Annotated in this window: 13 protein-coding genes and 1 pseudogene; 5 read left to right on the top strand and 9 right to left on the bottom strand. The window is 71.5% G+C overall.

Translation table 11 applies throughout. The features are described from left to right. Positions 1-44: 44 nt before the first annotated feature. The 9 genes from ACFFQA_RS34220 to ACFFQA_RS34180 all read right to left on the bottom strand — a co-directional run bounded on the left by ACFFQA_RS34220 (position 45) and on the right by ACFFQA_RS34180 (position 7,691). Entirely contained in the window at positions 45-626 is a 582-nt protein-coding gene (locus tag ACFFQA_RS34220) for a hypothetical protein (RefSeq protein ID WP_377861311.1), read from the bottom strand. An 80-nt stretch (positions 627-706) separates the two neighbouring features. Beyond that, a complete protein-coding gene (locus tag ACFFQA_RS34215) occupies positions 707-1,009 on the bottom strand; it encodes a WXG100 family type VII secretion target (RefSeq protein WP_377861308.1) in 303 nt (100 codons plus the stop codon). Positions 1,010-1,050: 41 nt separating this feature from the next. Continuing rightward, entirely contained in the window at positions 1,051-1,374 is a 324-nt protein-coding gene (locus tag ACFFQA_RS34210; RefSeq protein WP_377861305.1) for a WXG100 family type VII secretion target, read from the bottom strand. A 137-nt stretch (positions 1,375-1,511) separates the two neighbouring features. Next, positions 1,512-2,906, bottom strand: coding sequence for a GH1 family beta-glucosidase (locus tag ACFFQA_RS34205; RefSeq protein WP_377861302.1), 1,395 nt, complete (start codon positions 2,904-2,906; stop codon positions 1,512-1,514). A gap of 7 nt (positions 2,907-2,913) precedes the next feature. Continuing rightward, positions 2,914-3,747 carry a carbohydrate ABC transporter permease gene (locus ACFFQA_RS34200; protein WP_377861300.1) on the bottom strand — a complete coding sequence of 278 codons (834 nt, stop codon included), beginning with the start codon at positions 3,745-3,747 and terminating at the stop codon, positions 2,914-2,916. A gap of 5 nt (positions 3,748-3,752) precedes the next feature. Beyond that, positions 3,753-4,700: a carbohydrate ABC transporter permease gene (locus ACFFQA_RS34195; protein WP_377861297.1), complete on the bottom strand. Its 948-nt coding sequence runs from the start codon at positions 4,698-4,700 to the stop codon at positions 3,753-3,755. 478 nt (positions 4,701-5,178) lie between these two features. Next, positions 5,179-6,453 carry an ABC transporter substrate-binding protein gene (locus ACFFQA_RS34190; protein ID WP_377861295.1) on the bottom strand — a complete coding sequence of 425 codons (1,275 nt, stop codon included), beginning with the start codon at positions 6,451-6,453 and terminating at the stop codon, positions 5,179-5,181. A 116-nt stretch (positions 6,454-6,569) separates the two neighbouring features. Then, positions 6,570-7,193: a helix-turn-helix transcriptional regulator gene (locus tag ACFFQA_RS34185; protein WP_377861292.1), complete on the bottom strand. Its 624-nt coding sequence runs from the start codon at positions 7,191-7,193 to the stop codon at positions 6,570-6,572. 108 nt (positions 7,194-7,301) lie between these two features. Further along, on the bottom strand, positions 7,302-7,691 hold the full coding sequence (locus ACFFQA_RS34180) for a hypothetical protein (protein WP_377861290.1): 390 nt from the start codon (positions 7,689-7,691) through the stop codon (positions 7,302-7,304). Positions 7,692-7,923: 232 nt separating this feature from the next. On the opposite strand from ACFFQA_RS34180, the pseudogene ACFFQA_RS34175 reads away from it, so the two are divergent. The 5 genes and pseudogenes from ACFFQA_RS34175 to ACFFQA_RS34155 form a co-directional block, all read left to right on the top strand. Then, a pseudogene (locus ACFFQA_RS34175) lies at positions 7,924-9,369 on the top strand (AfsR/SARP family transcriptional regulator); the annotation flags it as partial. Between the two features lie 1,192 nt (positions 9,370-10,561). Beyond that, positions 10,562-14,182, top strand: a complete 3,621-nt coding sequence (locus tag ACFFQA_RS34170) for a BTAD domain-containing putative transcriptional regulator (RefSeq protein ID WP_377861287.1) — start codon at positions 10,562-10,564, stop codon at positions 14,180-14,182. A gap of 12 nt (positions 14,183-14,194) precedes the next feature. Then, on the top strand, positions 14,195-14,839 hold the full coding sequence (locus ACFFQA_RS34165) for an ATP-binding protein (RefSeq protein WP_377861285.1): 645 nt from the start codon (positions 14,195-14,197) through the stop codon (positions 14,837-14,839). 137 nt (positions 14,840-14,976) lie between these two features. Further along, positions 14,977-16,110, top strand: coding sequence for a serine hydrolase domain-containing protein (locus ACFFQA_RS34160; protein WP_377861283.1), 1,134 nt, complete (start codon positions 14,977-14,979; stop codon positions 16,108-16,110). Positions 16,111-16,147: 37 nt separating this feature from the next. Continuing rightward, positions 16,148-17,644: an alpha/beta fold hydrolase gene (locus ACFFQA_RS34155; RefSeq protein WP_377861280.1), complete on the top strand. Its 1,497-nt coding sequence runs from the start codon at positions 16,148-16,150 to the stop codon at positions 17,642-17,644. Positions 17,645-18,307: the final 663 nt, after the last annotated feature.

Here is an 18,307-nt window from a genome sequence, read left to right as displayed (position 1 = left end):
TCGGCTGGAGGAGTCAGATCCACAGTGGACGTTTCAGGGGCTGGTCAGGTCTTGGGGTTGCCGCTCTGCCCGCCGCCGCTCCCGCCGCTGCCGACGCCGACCGGGGCGCCGACGGCGGTGGTGATGTAGCCCTTCGCGCGCTCGATGTGCTCGCCGAGGTCCATGCCCGTCATCCGGTTGAGCTCCTCGGCCGTGGCGTAGGCGCTGGCCAGCTTGTCCAGCTCGTCCGCGGTGACCGTGATCGCGTTGATGGCGTTCTCCACGAACTTCAGCGTGGTCGGCTGGAGCCCGCCGGTGCCCGCGTCGCCGGCGCCGACGACCTTCACCATCAGCTGGTGGGCGTCGTAGAAGGCGCCCGGAGCGAGCTTGACGTCCAGCAGCCGGGTCCGCACCTCCCGCAGCGCGGGGAGCAGCGAGCGGATGTTGCCCGCGAACAGCTTCAGCGCCTCGGTGCTCACCGTGGTGACGCCCTTGCCCGGCGTCTCGGAACCGCCGGGGACCCTCGGCGGCGGGTACTGCCCGGTGAAGAACTCCCCGGGCGGGCCGTTCCAGCTCCCCAGGTCGCTCGGGGGCTGCTTGACGTCGAACTCCGTGGCGTCCTGGTACTTGCCCATCTCCTCCGCCATCCCTTCCTCGTGCCGTGGTCACTTCTGGTCAGGACCGGGATGCCGCCGGGGGTGGCGGCCGCCCCCGGCGCCTCCCCGGCTCACTTGACGCTGTAGCCGCCCCAGGCGTTGACGCCGGAGTGCTCGATCTTCAGGTAGCCGCCGGTGATCTGGTTCAGCGCGACCTCGGCGGAGTTGAGGCTGTGCGGCATCCGCTGCGCTGCGGCGTCCCAGTGGTGCTTGGCCACCATGTACTGCTCCTTGGCGCCGTCCTTCCAGTCGGCGAGCGTGGTGATGATCTGCTGGTGCATGGTCTCCAGCTCGGTCTGCAGGCGCTTGGTCACGGCGGCCATCTGGTCGCGGACCGAGTCGGCCATACCCCGGTCGAAGGTGTACGTGGGCACGGCGATGTCCTTTCGCTACAGGGGAAGGGGTCGGGGGCGGGTCACAGTCCCGGCAGGCCGGGACCGACCGGGATGGACCCCGCGATCTGGGTGTTGTCCTGCTCGCCCGCGGTGATCACCTGGCGGTTGCCGTTCATCACTTCGATCATCTCGCCGAGCTTGTTCACGATGAAGGTGCAGTCGTCCATCCATGCCTTCATCGACGAGTCGAAGGCCAGGGACGCGTCACCGGTCCACGTGGACTTCAGCGCCGCGAGCGCGTCGGCCACGCTCGACACGCCGCCCTTGGCGACGCTCTGGGTGTTGGCGAGGTGCCCCGCCGCCTTGAGCATTCCCGGGGTTGTTGTTGAGACTGGTCCGGTCATCGGTTTCTCCCTTGTGGACGAGCAACTCGCGTCAAGCAGACTTCGCGCACGTGCTCGGGCACAACGGAACCGGCCCCGGGATGTCCTTGCGAACGGCCGACATTGCCCCGCCGGACATGCCGGCGGGGCGAGGGGGTCTACCCCCGGTCGCCGGGCAGCGCGTTGCGCGCCACCACGTCGGCGAAGAAATGGCCGCTGTCCTTCACGGTGCGGCGCTGGGTGGCGAAGTCCACGTGGACGATGCCGAACCGCTGGGTGTAGCCGAACGACCACTCGAAGTTGTCCAGCAGCGACCACGCCAGGTAGCCGCGCACGTCCACCCCGCGCCGGATCGCCTCGTGCACCGCGCCCAGGTGCTCGGCGAAGTACCGGACGCGGTCCGCGTCGCGCACCGCGCCGTCGGGGTCCACGGTGTCCTCGAAGGCCGCGCCGTTCTCCGCGACGATCAGCGGCACACCACCGCAGTGCTCCCCCAGCCACACCAGCAGATCCGTGAACGAGGGCGGGTGCTGCTCCCATCCGATCGACGTCAGCGGGGCGCGCGGCGGCAACACGTCCATGCCGCGCAGGCCCGGCAGGGGGCAGTTGCTGGCCGCGGTGGGATCGTCCAGCGGTGTGGTCCTGGTGGGGGCGTAGTAGTTGACCCCGATCCAGTCGACCGGTTGCGCGATCGTCTCCAGGTCTCCGGCGCGCACGGCCGGTTCGAGCGCGTCCAGGTGGGCGACGTCGGCCAGCAGGTCGGCCGGATAACCCCGGCCCAGAACGGGATCGAGGAAGAACCGGTTGTGCACGGCGTCGAACCGGCGGGCCGCGTCCCGGTGCGCCGCGTCGTCCACGTCGGCCAGCGCGGGCGAGAAGTTGAGCACGATCGACAGCTGCTGCCCGGGCCGCGACCGCTCGCGAAGCGCCCGCATCGCGGTGCCGTGTGCGAGCAGGTGGTGGTGCGCGGCGACGAGGGCCAGCCGGTGGTCGCTGATCCCCGGGGCGTGCACGCCGTTGCCGTAGCCGAGGAACGCCGAGCAGAACGGCTCGTTGAGCGTCGTCCAGTGGTCCACGCGGTCGCCCAGCGCCTCGTGGACGGCACTGGCGTAGTCGGCGAACCGCGCCGCGATGTCGCGCTCCAGCCAGCCGCCCTCGTCCTCCAGCGCCTGCGGGAGATCCCAGTGGTACAGCGTGACCATCGGGTCGATCCCCCGGCCCAGCAGGGTGTCCACGAGCCGGTCGTAGAAGTCCAGGCCCCTGCGCTCGACCGTGCGGCCGTCCGGCATGACCCGGGGCCAGGCCGTGGAGAACCGGTACACCGGCAGGCCGAGCCGACCGATCAGCTCGACGTCCTGCTCGTAGCGGGAGTAGTGGTCGCAGGCGGGATCGCCGTTGTGCCGCTCGTGGACCTTGCCCGGCTCGGCGCAGAAGGTGTCCCAGATCGACGCGCCCCTGCCGTCGGCGGTCGTCGCGCCCTCGATCTGGTACGCGGCCGTGGCCGCTCCCCACAGGAAGCCCTCGGGGAAACGGCGTTCGTCACCGCGGGTCATGCTCACCTCATCCCTTCGGCGCCGTCCGGCCGATACCGGCGACGACATGCCTGGCCAGCAACAGGAAGACGACGATCACCGGCAGCGTCGCCAGGCTCGCCCCGGTCAGCATCAGCGTGTAGTCGGTGAAGTAGCCGCTGGCCAACCGGGACAGCGCCACCTGGACGGTCGGTGCCTCGTTGGGGTCAAGGACGACCAACGGCCAGAAGAAGTCGTTCCAGGCCGCCATGAACGTCAGCATCGCGAGCACAGCGGCATGCGGTCGCAGCGCGGGCAGCGCCACGTGCCAGTAGGTGCGCAGGTGCGAGCAGCCGTCCACGCGCGCCGCGCCGACCAGCTCCTCGGGCACCGCCTCCTCGCACGCCTGCCGCATCCAGAACACGCTGAAGGCGCTCATCAACCCCGGCACGATCACCGCCTCCAGCCGACCGGACCACCCCAGCTCCCCCACGAGGAGGTACAACGGGATCACGCCGAGCTGGGCTGGGATCATCAACGACCCGATGACCACGAGGAACAACGAGTCGCGTCCCGGGAACCGCAGGCGCGCGAACGCGAAACCGGCCATTGTGGACAGAACGACGTTGGACAGGGTGACCGTCCCGGACACGATCAGCGAGTTCCGCAGCGCCAACCAGAAGTCCACCGTGTCGAACACCTGGCGGATGTTGTCCACGAGGTAGCCGCCGGGCATCATCGGCGGAGTGCCCTCCGCGATCGCCGAGCCCTCGCGCGAGGACACCACGAACGACCAGTAGAGCGGGAAGACGGAGGCGACCACGACCGCGACCAGCGCCGCGTGGACGAACAGCCCCGCTCGCCTGGTGCCACTGCCCCGCACGTGACTCACCCCCGCCTGATGGCCTTGCGCAGCACCAGCACGTTGACCAGACCGAACCCCGCGCACAGCAGGAACAACACCCAGGCGATGGCGGAGGCATACCCGGCCTTGAACAACCCGAAGCCGTTCTCGTACAAGTACATCGCCAGTGTCTGGAACTGCCGGTCGTTGCCCCCGACACCCGCGGTCCCCGACGAGTCGAACAACTGGGGCTCGGCGAACAGCTGCAAGCCACCGATCGTGGAGACCACCACGGTGAACAGGATCGTGGACCGGATACCGGGAACGGTCACCGACCAGAAGCTCCGCCAGCGCGAGGCCCCGTCGATCTCCGCGGCCTCGTAGAGCTCGCGCGGCACGGCCTGCATGGCCGCCAGGTACAGCAACGCGTTGTAGCCCGCCCACCGCCACACGACCATGACCGCGACACCGAGATGCGCCGACCAGGCGTTGGCCTGCCAGTCGACCGGGCTCACCCCGACCGCCGCCAGGACCCAGTTGACCACCCCGTAGTCCCGTCCGAAGAGCTGCGCGAAGATCAGCGCCACCGCGGCGACGGACACGACGTTGGGCAGGAGAACGGCGGTGTGCCAGGCGGTCCGCCCGCGCAGTGGACGGTCGAGCAGGGCGGCGATCCCCAACGCGCACAACAGCTGCGGCACGGTGGCGACGACGAAGATGCTGACGGTGTTGAGCAACGCGTTGTAGAAGTTCGGATCGCCCAGCAGCTGGACGTAGTTGGCGGCACCGGTGAACCCCTGGTCGCCGTCGACGAGGTGCCAGTCGTGCAGTGACACCCACGCGGTGTACAGCAACGGGAAAAGCCCGAACACCGCGAACAGCACGAAGAACGGCGCCACGAACAGCAGCGGCGTCACTCGCCGGTCAAGCCACTCGGCCACCCGCCGCACACCCTCCGTCCGCACGCCCGCCCTGAGCCGTGTCTCACCCATCGCGACACCACCTCGTCGCGCACGTTGCGCCACCCCCTCGTCGCGCACGTGGCAACACACCCCCTCGTCCCGCACGTGGCAACACACCACCTCGTCCCGCGCGTGGCGGCACCACCCCGTCGCGCACGTGGCAACACCACCTCACCGACCGCCCACCCCTCACCCACCCGTCACCCGAAGCCCGCCACACGCACCCCGACCTCGCTTTTCGCGTTTTGTAGGCTTAATGCGAATAGAGGGCCCTCTTTCGCGCAACAAGGTGACAAAACGCGAAAACCCTGACCGCGTACCGCACCGCAGCACCGGGGCGACCCGCCACTCGGCCGCCCGCAGCGCGGGCACGGGGCCACCGGCCGCGCGCCTGGGGTCCGCACTGCCGCGCCAGCCGGGGCTCACAGCGGGACGGCGCCGGGGGCATCTGCCGCGCCAGCCGAGAGGTCCGCGCCCCCGCGCCAGCCGAGAGGTCCGCACTGCCGCGCTAGCCGAGGGTGGCGCGGGCTTCGCGGACGGCCTGGTTCCACGCCTGCTCGATGGTCTGCTTGCCGTCCTCGACCCGGCCCAGCGCCTGGCCGAACTTCGGCCGCACGTCGGCGTCGCGGACGCCGCGGTAGTTCGGGCGGATGTTGTCCGAGGACGCCGCGAAGAGCGTGCCCACCGGCGCGTCGCTGAAGTAGGGGTCGCGGTGCCCGGCCACGACCGGGTCGCGGTAGGCGACGGGCTCGCTGGGCAGGATCGCCTGCTGCACGAACAGTTTCCGCTGTTGTTCCGGCGCGGTGAGCCACTCGGCGAGCTGGTAGGCCTCGCGGTGGTGGGTGCCCTGCGCCGGGAGCGTGAGGTAGGAGCCGCCCCAGTTGCCCGCGCCGCCGGGCACCGCGGTGACGTCCCACTTGCCCTGGCTGGCCGCTCCCCCGGCCTCCTTGATCTGCGCGAGCATCCACGCCGGGCAGGTGATCGTCGCGAAGCTGCCCCGTTTGATCGCGACGTTCCACGGCTGGGTGAAGGTGGTGACCTTCGCGGTCTGCTGCTTCGCGCCGATGCCGCCCGCGAGCCGGAACGCCCTGAGCACGTTCGGGTTGGTGTCGCCGACGAAGGAGTCGTCGGCCTTGGCGAAGTAGTTCTCCTCGGCCTGGTTGAGGATGGCCGTGTATACGGTTCCCGCCGAGTCGGTGAACTTCGCGTCGGTGACGCGGGCGCTGAACCGGTCGGCGACCGCGGCGTAGTCCTCCCAGGTCGGCCAGAGCGCGGCGACGGCGTCCCGGTCGGTGGGCAGGCCCGCGCGCTCGAAGAGGTCCCTGCGGTAGCACATCGCCAGGCTGCCCATGTCGGTGCCGAGGCCCATGACGAACGCGCCGTCGTCGGTGACGCCCTGCTCCCACTTCCATGCCGCCCACCGCGTCCGCAGCTCCCGCGCCCCGAAGGCCGACAGGTCGAGGAACTTGTCCTTGGAGCGCCGCAGCCGCGGGATGTACTGCTCCTCGATCGCGACCACGTCGGCTGCGCCGTGCCCCGCCGCCAGTGCGGTGACCAGACCCTTGTGGTGGGTGTCGAAGTCGGCGACGCGGCCGACCACGTCGATCTCCGGGTGCAGCCGCTCGTACTCGGCGAACAGCGGCTCGTAGCCGAACTCGCCGAAGGTGGCCACCGTGATCTTCGTCCTGGTGTCCGCAGCGGTGGTGCCGGAGCACCCGGTCAGCACGAGGGCCAGTGCCGCCACGCACCCGGCGACCGACCACCTCACCAGCTCACGCCGCATCGCGCGTCCTTTCGCAGCCTCGTGTCGAGCTCGCAGGGGGCGATCCTGTCGGCGATCGCCCGCCAACCCCAGGGCCACACGCCCCATGCCGCCCGTTCGAGCGACCCCGACCGGGCCTAGATCATGCCCGCGCGCAGGGCGTAGGCCACCGCGTGGGGCCGGTTGCGCAGGTTGAGCCTGCTGGTCACCCCGGAGATGACGTTCTTCACGGTGCGCTCGGAGTAGCAGAGCCGGGTGGCGATCTCCGCGGTGTCCAGCCCGTCGGCCATCAGCCGCAGCACGTCGATCTCCCGGGGGCTGAGCCCGGTGGCGGTGAGCCCGCGCGGGGCCAGCACCTCGCGCTGGAGCCGTTCGACGTGCTTGACCAGCTCACCGACCAGGGCGGGCGGCATGACCCCGCCACCGGCGGCCGCCGTCAGCACGGCGTGCGCCAGGTGCTCGCCGGTGGCCGCCGCGCGGGGGAGCACCGCGACGACCCGGCACTCCACGGCGGTCAGCAGCTCGGCCTCGCTGATCTCGTTGGTGACGAGCACGACCGGGGCGGTGAACTCGGCGGCGGCCCGGCGCATCGAGGCCATCAGCTCCGGGGTGAGCCGGTCGGCCACCACCACGACGACGGAGGTGTCCGGTCCCTGCCCGCCCGGTTCGACGGTCACCTCCGGCCGCGAACGCAGAACGCTGGTGACACCGGCGAGCGTGAGGGCGTCGGTGGCCCGGACTGCTACCCGAACTCGATTCACTGTTCGCTCCCGTTCGGTCGGCTGTGCTTGCCGAGAAGTCTGCGGAAGCGGTCTTGAGAAACGCTCCACGCGATCTTGGCGCCGGTCCGGGAGCGCTTGAGTCGCAGCTCAGGTGGTGTCGGCGTCCTCGACCAGGCCGCGCTCCCTCGCGAGGTGCAGCGCCTCGACGTACTTCGGCAGCTCGCTCAGGGCGCGCTCCATCCGCCGGGGCGCCACCTGCTCGACGAACAGGGCGTCGACGACGGAGTCCGGGTGCTCGCGGGGGATGCCGGGCGGGGCGCGGCGGACCGACTCGACCTGCCGGGCCCGCTCGCCGACCACGTCCAGCGTCCGCTCCAGGTCGGAGATCAGCTCGTCGGCGAGGGCCGGGGCGAGCACGAGCCTGCCCTCCCGCGCGAGGTCGAGCAGCAGGTCACCGATGAACGGCTCGTGCGCGTAGTCGACCCAGCCGTCCCGCCCGTGGACGCCGTCCGCACGCCCGTTCCACTCGAATCCCATGCCGAACCACACCCCTACCGACGAAGCCAGCACCATCACGGCGACGCACGGCAGCGCACCACGGCCGCCCCCCGCGGACCAGGTCGAAGACCCGCTTCTGCCCGCCCGCCCCCGACGGACTGCCCGGAAACCCCCGCGCCGGGCCCGAGCAGGCATTCAGAACGCACCGTCAACCAAAAGGATTACAACGCCTCCAGGTATTAGCTAAAGAGCGTGAATCTCCACTGGGAGAATGACCAGAAGTCGACCGAATGGGCTTGACAGGAACGCTTGCGCCCGGACTGCAGTCGCCTTAGAGTCACGTTCGGTAGCCAATGTCACGTACCTAACCCACTCGGCGACACGCAGACCCGGGGCGACCCCCACCTTCTTCACAATCGGTGACGGGCCGCCCGTCGGCACTGAACTCCGGGGCAAAGGAACAATGACGGCGAAGAACGCACCGCCGCTGACGATCGGCCTGCTCGGGCGGCCCCAGGCATGGCACGGAGGCGTCGAGCTCGACCTGGGTCCCGCGCGAAAGCGCGCGGTATTCGCCGCCTTGGCGCTGCGCGCGAACAAACCCGTTTCCCGCGACGAGCTCGTCAACGCCGTCTGGGGTGACCTCGGCCCGGCGCGCGCGGAGACGAGCCTCTACACCTACATCTGCGGGCTGCGGCACGCCCTGGAGCCGCAGCGGGCCCGGTGGTCCGCGGGCAGCGTGCTGACGACCTCCCCTGCCGGGTACTGCCTGAACGTCGCCGAGGAGGGGCTGGACACCCACCGGTTCGACCGGCTGCGCGCCCTGGCGCGGAGCTGCCACGACCGGGGCGACGGACCCGGCGAGCTCGCCGCGTTGGACGACGCGCTCGCGCTCTGGCGCGGTGACGCGCTCGCCGGCGTGCCGGGGCCCTTCGCCGCCGCGCAGCGCGTCCGCCTCGGCGAGCTGCGCCTGGCGACCCTGGAACGCCGGGCGGCCGTCGCGCTCGACCTGGGCCGCCACGACGACGTGGTCGGTGAGCTCGCCGGGCTCGTCCACGAACACCCGCTGCGCGAAGGGCTGCACCAGCTGCTGATGACGGCGCTGTGCCGCTGCGGCAGGCAGGCCGACGCCCTCGACGCCTTCCGCAAGGCGCGCGAGACCCTGGTGGAGCAGACCGGAACCGAGCCGGGACCGGCACTTCGCGGCCTGCACGAACGCATCCTCGCCGGAGATCCCTCCCTGGGCGGGGTCTCCAGGGCGAGCACCACCCACCCGTCCCCAGCAGGAACCGCGATCCCGCCCCGGCCGCCGGTCTTCGTCGGCAGGCAGCGGGAGCTGGCCCGGCTGCGCGAGGCCGCCGCCCAGCTCGGCGCCGGCCGTGGCGGCTGCGTCTGGATCGAGGGCGAGCCGGGCACCGGCAAGTCGGCGTTGCTGGCCGAGGGGCTGTCGGCGCTCGCGACGGCGGGCGGGCGGCTCGCGTGGGGCCGCGGCGACGAGGCGGACCGGGAGGTGCCCCTGCGGGCGCTGGAGGCCCTGGCCCGCAAGCCCTTGCCGGAGAGCAAGGCGCACATGTCCACTTTGGACCGCACGGTCTCGCTCGTGACCTCGCTGTGCGCCGGTGGTCCGCTGGCGCTGGTCATCGACGACGTGCAGTGGCTGGACGAGGAGAGCGTGCTCGTCTGGAACTACCTGCACCGCTTGACCCAGCGCCTGCCACTGCTGCTCGTCGCCGCCGCCAGGCCCGCGCCGCGCAGCAGGGACCTGGACCTCGTGCGCGCGCGGATCTCCGCTTCCGGAACGGAAGTACTCACGCTGCCGCCGTTGACCGACTCCGAGACGCACCAGCTGGCACAGGCGCTCGCACCCCGCGCGCTCGCGGAGTCGATCACCTCCCAGGCGGGCGGCAACCCCTTCTACGTCACCGCGATCGCCCGGGAGGCCGCCGACGGCGAGTGGGATCCGGAAACCGCTGCCGTGCCGCGACGGCTGACCGCCCTCGTGCGCGGACATCTCGACTTCCTCACCGCCCCGACCCGGCGGATGCTGGGCTCCGCGGCGCTTCTGGGTGACGAGTTCACCGTCACCGAGGTCTCCGTCGCCATCGGCAGACGGGTTCCTGAGCTGGCGGACTCGGTCGCCGAAGCCCTCGCGTGCGGGGTGCTCGGGGAGTCCGGGGATCGGCTGTGTTTCCGCCACCCGCTCGTGCGGCGCGTGCTCCGCGAAGGCACCCCCACGGCGATCCGCGTGGCACTGCACCGCCAGTTCGCCCAGTCCCTGGCCGCTGTCTCCTCGCCCGCCGAGACCGTCGCGGCTCAGCTGCTTGCCGGTCCGGTGCCGGTGGACACCTGGGTGTGCGAATGGCTCTCCCGCAACGTCCGTGCGTTGTCCGAGCGCGCACCGGAGGCAGCCGTTGCCCTGTTGCGCCACGCCAGCGGGCACACTGCCGTCCCCACCGAGCTCCGCACCTCCTTCACCGCCGCCCTCGCCCGGTTGCTGTTCTGGGAAGGCCACACGCCGGAGGCCGAGGCGCGATGCGTCCTGGCGCGGACCACCGATGCCGCGCTGGCCGCCGAGATGCGCTGGCTCCTCGCCGCGATGCACCACAGCCGTGGGGACACCGGCCTGGCGGTCGCGGAGATCGGCACCGCGCTGGCCGCGCCGGAGGTCCCTCCGGCGTGGCGGGACGAGCTGCTGACGCTCCGGGACCACCTGCTTCCGCGCCAGGAACCCGCGGAAACCCTTGCGGCCCAGGCAGTTCCCGAGCCGTCGACGACGTCGGCCGACCCTGTCTCACCCCATAGGGTGAGACACCCCGTCCGCGATGCGCCGAGTGGCGCGGAAACCCGGATAACCTGCTGCCGTGCTGTCCCCAGAAAGCGCCTCAGCCCGGTCGGCGACGGGAATCCGGGTGGAGGTCCTGGGACCACCGCGCGCCTGGCTCGGCGAAGACGAGCTCGACCTCGGCCCGGCCCGGCAGCGCGCGGTCTTCGCGGTGCTCGTCTCCCACGCCAACCGGACCGTCTCCGCCTCCGAGCTGATCGACGGTGTCTGGGGCACGTCGGCACCGGCGAGCGCGACCGGGAGCCTGCACACCTACGTCTCCGGACTCCGACGCGCTCTGCGCGCGGACCGGGACCTCCTGGTCTCGGCGGGCTCCGGCTACTGCCTGCGGCTCGCTCCGGGAGTCTGTGACGCCGAGGTCTTCGACGCCGCGCGCGTCCGGGCGCAGCGGCTGGCCGCCGCCGGGGAGCGGCACGAGGCGGTCGCCGTGCTGGACACCGCGCTGGGACTGTGGCGCGGCGACGCCTACTCCGGCGTGCCCGGCCCCTGTGCGGACCTGGAACGGCAGCGGCTGGCCGAGCTCCGCCTGACGGCGATCGAGCTCCGCGCCAGGGCGTTGCTCGACCTGGGCCGCCACGCGGAGCTGGTGGCCGAACTGACCGTCCTGGTCGGTGAGCACCCGCTGCACGAGGCCCTGCGCGAGCTCCTCATGCTCGCGTTGCACCGCAGCGGGCGGCAGGCCGAGGCGCTGGAGGCGTTCCGCGACGCCCGCACGGCGCTGGTCGACGCGCAGGGCATCGAACCCGGCCCGGTGCTCCAGGACCTGCACCGCAGGATCCTCGGCGGGGAGGCGGAACCGGCGGCAACCGAGCCGCTGCTGGTGGTGCCCACCCCGGTCGCGCGGGCGATCCGCCGGGGCGGCGAACCGGAACGGCTCCTCGGCCGCGCCGAGGAGACCGCGCTGCTGCGCGGGCTGGTCTCCGACGTGCTCACCGGGCGGGGCGCCACCGTGTGGATCGAGGGCGAACCCGGCATCGGCAAGTCGGAGCTGCTCACCGTCGCACTCGCCGACTCCGGCTCGCGGGGCTGCCAGCTGGGCTGGGCGGTCGCCGACGAGCTGGCCGGGCGGTTCCCGCTCCAGGTGGTCATGGACTGCCTCGGCGTCGAGCCGCTGTCGGCCGACCCGGACAAGGCACGGCTGGCCGCGGAGCTGCACACCGAGCCCGCGCACGGCGGCTGGGGCCGCTCCGACCCGGTGCGGGCGGCGGTGGACCGGCTCCTGGCGCTGGTGGACCAGACCTGTGCCGTGGCTCCGCTGGTGCTGGTGGTCGACGACCTCCAGTGGGCCGACGACGCGAGCATCCTGCTGTGGCGGCGGCTCGCCGCGGCCACCCGGCAGCTGCCGCTGCTGCTGGTCGCCGCGACCCGGACCGACCCCGGAAGGCACGAGCTGGGCAGGCTGCGGCAGAGCGTGGCGGCCGGGGACGGGCACGTGCTGCGGCTGGAGCCGCTCAGCGCAGCCGACACCGCGGACCTGATCGGCCGGGTCGTCGGCGCCGAACCCGGACCGAGCCTGCGCGCGCTGGCGCGGCGGACCGCGGGGAACCCGCTCTACACCAAGGAAGTCGCCAGCGCGCTGGTCCGGGGGAACTCGGTGCGCCTCGTCGACGGCCGCGCCGAGGTCGACCAGGCGGCCACCGACGCCGTGCCCGAGTCGCTGCTCGCGGCGGTGCGCAGGACGCTGGACTTCCTTTCCGAGGACACGCGCGACGTGCTGCGCACCGCCGCGCTGCTGGGCATGGAGTTCGCCGTTGGCGACCTCGCCGTCGTGGCGGGCAGGTCACCGCTGGAGCTGCTCAGCGTGCTCGACGAGGCGATCCAGGGCAGCGTCGTGGTGGAGGCGGGTGACCAGCTCGCGTTCCGGCACCCGTTCCTGCGCCAAGCGCTCTACGACAGCATCGCCACTCCCCTGCGCGCGGCACTGCACCGCCACGCCGCCGAAGCCCTCGACGGCGCGGGCGCTCCGGTCAAGCCGGTCGCCGAGCACCTGGTCGCCGTGCCGGCACCGATCGACGCCTGGGTGACGACGTGGCTGGTCACCCACCACACCGCGGTGTGCAACCGCGCCCCGCTGATCGCGGTCGAGCTGCTCACCCGGGTCCTGGACACCGGAGCGCCCGATCGGCAGCAGCGCGCCACCCTGCTGGTCGCGCTGGTGAAGGTGCTGTTCCGACTGGAGCGTTCCCCCGAGGACGAGGCGCGCAAGGCGCTGGCGATCGCGACGGACCCAGCCGACGTGGCCGAGATGCGCCACCTGATCGCGGTCATGCACTACCGGGCCGGTGACACCGCCACGGCGATCGGCCTGGTCCGCGAGGCGCTCGACGCCCCGGAGGCCCCGGAGATCTGGCGGGCGCGGCACCGGTCGCTGCTGGCCAACTTCCGCAGGGGCGACCTGGCCGACCTCGACCTGGCCGAGCGGACCGCGCGCCAGGTGCACGCGGAGTCGGTGGCCGTTGGCGAGCCCTATCCGATCGCGCACGCGCTGCAGACCCTGTGGCTGGTCAGCTCCATCCGCCGCGACCACGCCAGTGCGGTCGAGCACGTCGACCGCGCGCTGGAGGCGGTCGGCGACGACGCGGACCTGGCCGAGCTCCGGTGCGACCTGCTGGACAACCGGATGTTCACCCTGCAGAACCTGGACCGGCTCGCCGAGGCCGAGGCGGCGTTGCGGTCGGCGCGTGAGGTCGCGACCCGGCACGACCTGCCGACCGGGCTCCAGGTCTCGGCGGCGGTCCACTACTACTGGGTCGGTCGCTGGGACGAGGCGCTGGCCGAGCTGGAGTCCGTCACCGAGGACGGACCGGCGATCACCTTCTACGGCATGCGGGAACCCGGTCCCGCCGCGCTGCTGCTGCACGGCGCCGCCGCCTTGATCGCCGCGCGCCGGGACGACCGCGCCGGTGTCGCCGCCCACCTCGACGCCGCCGAGGCCCACCTGCCCACGACCGGGGCGGAGCGGGAGAGCTGCGACTTCTACCTGATGGCGCTGGCGCTGGACGCGGAGCAGCGCGGGGACGACGCCGAAGCCCTGCGGCGGCTCGAACCGATCCTGCGCCCCGACTACGCGCGGATGATGCTGCGCCACCAGTGGCTGCCCTACGTGGCGGGCCTGGCGCTGCGCTCCGGTGCGACCGACGTGGCGCACCAGGCGTTGGCGGTGTGCGAGGCGGAGGCGGCCCAGGAAGTCGTTCCCGCGCGAGCATTCGCCGCGGCCGCGCACTGCCGGGCACTCGTGTCGGGTGACCCGGAACCGGTGGTGGAAGCGGCCGAGCACTACCGCGCGGTGGGTAGGTCCCTGGAACTGGCCCTGGCTTTGGAGGACGCCGCCGCCCTCCTTGCCGCCAAGGGCCGCGCCGACGAGGCGACGGCGGCGCTCGCCGAAGCCGTCGGCCTGTTCGCCGGGCTGTCGGCCCGCTGGGACGTCCAACGCGCACGGAACCGGCTCGCAGAGCACGGAATCCGCTCCACCACCCCGGTGTCCGTGGAGGCGGTGACCTCCTCCGGCTGGGACGCGTTGTCGCCGATCGAGAACCAGGTCGCGCGGCTGGCCGCCTCGGGTCTGTCCAACCCGGAGATCTCGTCCAGGCTCGCACTGCCGCGGCGCACCGTGCAGTCACACGTCTCGCACGTGCTCGACAAGCTCCGGTCCCCGTCCCGGTCGGCTATCGCCGACCACCTCGGATGAGAGGCTTTCTCTATGCATGAGCCAAGGAGCGCGTGGCGCAACACAACGCACGACTGGGCGAGGGCCGTTGACGCCGAACACCTCGTCCGCATCAGGAACAACCCGGAGCTGTTCGCCCCTGGCGGTGTTCCGCACCTGATCCTGGAGGTCCTCGCGTACGCGGCAGAGGAAGCCGAGTGCAACACGGGAGGACGATGCACCGTCAGCCTGCACGCCGACGGCTCGGTCTCCGTTGCGGACAACGGGCGAGGCACCGACACCCGTGTCGACGACCAGGGCCAGACCGTGAAGAAGCCGGTCATGGCGACGAAGGACCTCAGGTTCTTCGACCTCTCCGACGCACACCTGCTTCCCGATGGTCACGCACGCCGGGGCATGTCCGTCGTCTCAGCCCTCAGCGAGTGGCTCGTCCACACGAACCGGCGTCGTAACGGGTCTTGGACCCAGCGCTACGAGCACGGCGTCCCCGTCACCGACCTCGTCCCGATCGCCGATGACGGCACGACCGGGACAACCGTCCACTTCCGCGCCGACAAGGCGGTGCGCGCACTGGCTGAGATGTCGCCGCGTGAGCTTCAGCGGCTGACCGGATCGTGGCCTCACCTGTCCGTTGAGGTCACCGACCACCGCGCCCAGATAGTCGTGTGGGAGGTGTAGCTGACCCCACCACGGCACTGAAGGCAGCTGGAGCCATGATCGGGGGCTGGCGGTATGGGAGCGGAGGCGGGTTCCTCATAGCTTCGTGACCACTGGAGCCGATGTGCGGCTGCCCGGTGTTCCGAGGAGGAACTCCCTTGCGTGTAAGGACTTTGCGTCGCGCCCTGGTCGGGGTGGCGTTGATCTCGGGGATAGCGGCGACGACTCTTCCTGGCACGGCCGTGGCCGAGCTGTCGGCCGCTTCGGGGCGGCAGGAGCTCGCGCGGGCGCTGGACCACCTCGTCCGAGTCGGCGGGGTGCCCGGTGCACAGGCCGTGGTCAGCGAGCGGGGCAGGAGCCGGGAAGTCGCCAGCGGAGCGGGTGACCTGCGCACCGGGCGGCCGTTCCCGCACCAGGCCCATGTCCGGATCGGCAGCAACACCAAGACATTCGTGGCGACGGTCGTGCTGCAACTGGTGGCAGAGGGCCGGGTGCGACTGGACACCGCCGTGGAGCAGTACCTTCCCGGAGTGGTGCGGGGCAACGGCAACGACGGCACCCGCATCACCGTGCGGCACCTGCTGCAGCACACCAGCGGCCTGCCCGACTACTTGGAGCTGGTGAACCCGCTGCGGGACCGCTGGCGGCACTTCGAGGCCGCCGAGCTGGTGAAGACCGCACTCACCTTGAGATCCCACTTCGAGCCCGGCGCGAAGTGGGAGTACTCCAACACGAACTACGTGCTGACGGGCATGCTCATCGAGAAGATGACCGGGCGATCGGCAGCCGAGGAGATCACCCGTCGGATCATCACGCCGCTGGGACTGGCCGCGACGTACTACCCGCTTCCCCACGAGACCGGTGTTCGCGGCCCACATCCGCGTGGCTACCAGGAGATCGACGGCAGGCGGGTGGATTTCACCGAGCAGGACCCGTCCTGGGGTGGCGCCGCGGGCGCGATGGTCTCCACCGGGGCGGATGTGAACCGGTTCTTCGCATCGCTGCTCGCCGGGCGGCTGCTGCCCCCGGCACTGCTGGAGGAGATGAAGCGGACCGTGCCCGCCGACGTGTTCCCAGGCGCGGCCTACGGACTCGGCCTGATCCGCATCCCGGTGTCGTGCGGCAAGGAGTTCTGGGGCCACGGCGGCAGCATTCCCGGATTCCGCACCAGGGGTGGAGCCACCGCCGACGGGCGTGCGGTGAACGTGACGGTCAACCAGGTTCTCCCCACCGAACAGGCCAACGCGGCCGTCATGCGTGCCGTTGACACCGCAGTCTGCTCAGCGGCGTGACCAGCTTCGTCCACTTGGGACAGTGAGGAACGGGAACATGAAACGCATTACCGTGCTCGTGGCTGCCGCGGTGAGCCTGCTGGCCGGAACCGCCCCGGCAGGCGCTCAGCCACTCGGCGCTGACTCCGCCCTGGACCGGTTCCACCACCAGCGCCTGGACTGGAAGGCTTGTGGTGACAAGGAACTGGACGCGGCGGGCGCCCAGTGCGCCGATGTCACAGTGCCGCTGAGCTACGCCGAGCCCCGTGGCCGCACCATCTCCGTGGCCATCTCCCGGTTGAAGGCCACGAACAGCGCGCGGCGTCGCGGGATCATGCTGTCCAACCCCGGCGGCCCCGGTGGTTCCGGGCTCGGCATGATGCTCGCCGTCAAGCAGAGGATGACCGCCGACGTGGTCTCCCGCTACGACCTGATCGGCATGGACCCGCGCGGGGTCGGCCGGTCCACCCCGGTCGACTGCGAGTGGCCGGTGGGCACCGCGCTGCGGTCCTCCGGTGCGGATCGGGCCGCCTTCGACCGCACCGTCCGGTTCCAGGCAGACCTGGCGCGCCGGTGCGCGGCCACCGAGGGCGCCCTCCTGCCGCACATCACCACCCGCAACACCGCCAGGGACATGGACGTGGTCCGCGCCGCCCTCGGCGAGTCGAAGGCCAGCTACTTCGGCTGGTCGTACGGCACCTACCTGGGCTCGGTGTACACCCAGATGTTCCCCCACCGCAGCGACCGCGTCGTGTTGGACAGCGCGGTCGACTCGAAGCGGTACGGCCCGCGCATGTTCCAGGACATGGGTGAGCCCAACGAGGCCGGCCTGGACGACTGGGCGAAGTGGGCGGCGGCGCGCGACGCCGAGTACCACTTCGGCACGACCGCCAGACAGGTTCGGGCGTTCGTCGAGGACCTGGTCCGCCGAGCCGCGCGGCAGCCGATCCGGGTCGGTGAGCACCAGGTCGACCAGCACGCGCTGCCGCTGATGTTGTTCGGTCCGCTGGCGGACTCACGGCACAACGCCCTCCTCGCCAGCGCTGTGCGGACGTTCGCCGACGCCGCTGACGGCAAGCCCGTGCGACCCGGCCCGGAGCTGGAGCGCGATCTGCGCTTCCTGCTCAACCCGGAGCCCGCGACGCAGAACTCGGCCCAGTCGGCGATCCTGTGCGGCGATGTCGCCTTCCCGCGTGCCCCCGAGTGGTACTGGCGCAACATCCAGCGCAGCCGCGCCAGCCAGCCGGTCTACGGCTCCTTCGCCAACGGCATTGCGCCGTGCGCGTTCTGGGCGCCACCCGTAGAGGAACCGACCACCGTGCGCAACTCCGTTCCCGCACTGATCGTGCAGGCCACCGGCGACACCCGCACCGCCTACGCCAGCGGCGTAGACCTGCACCGCGCGATGACCGGCTCCCGCCTGGTCACACTGCAAGACGTCCGCATCCACGCCGTGTTTGGCAACTACCCCAACATCTGCGTGGAGAACACCGTCAACACCTACCTCCGTGACGGTGCACTCCCCCGCGCCGACCTCACCTGCCGCGACGACTGAGCGCCGGATCTCTCGGGGTGGGCTCCTCACCGCCCACCCCGAGACGGCGCCCCCCACACCTTCCGCACCCCCACACCCCCCGCACCCCCGCCCCCCCCCCGCACCCCCACACCTTCCGCACCCCGCACCTCCGCACCCTCGTGGACCGGCTGGACCGGCTGGCGTGGTCGGGGTTTTCGCGTTTTGTAGTCATAATGCGCAAAAGAGCGCTCCCATTTCGCATCAAGGTGACAAAACGCGAAAAGAGGGGCACGGGGGTGAGAGGGCGAGGGGGTGGTGAGGGGCGAGGGGATGGTGAGAGGGCGAGGGGGTGGTGAGGGCGCCAGGGGGTGATGAGGGGCACGCGGGTGAGGAGGCCAGGGGGTGGTGAGGTGGTGTCGCCGCTTGCGGGACAACGCCGTCCGCCTCGCCGCATGGACAAGACGGCCAGCGCCCGAATCCCCTTGTAGCTCGGCGAAGACGTTCGCTCGATGCCGAGGTGGCTTCCACCGTGGGAGTTCCCTCCGCGGCGCACTTCGCGCTGTGCGGAAGACCGACGTGCGGCGGCACTGCCGTCCTTCGGGCCCCGTCGGTCGCGAAGGTGCTTCATGGCGGAGTGGTCGAAACTTGGCCTCCCAACAGGGTTGCATGATCGTGAGGTTTCAGCGCGCGACAGTGCCCTAG

It is taken from the genome of Allokutzneria oryzae, from assembly GCF_042429765.1.
In the GTDB taxonomy this organism is placed as follows: domain Bacteria; phylum Actinomycetota; class Actinomycetes; order Mycobacteriales; family Pseudonocardiaceae; genus Allokutzneria; species Allokutzneria oryzae.
The sequence above is the reverse complement of the archived record's forward strand: the minus strand, read 5'-3'. Positions and strand labels throughout refer to the sequence as shown.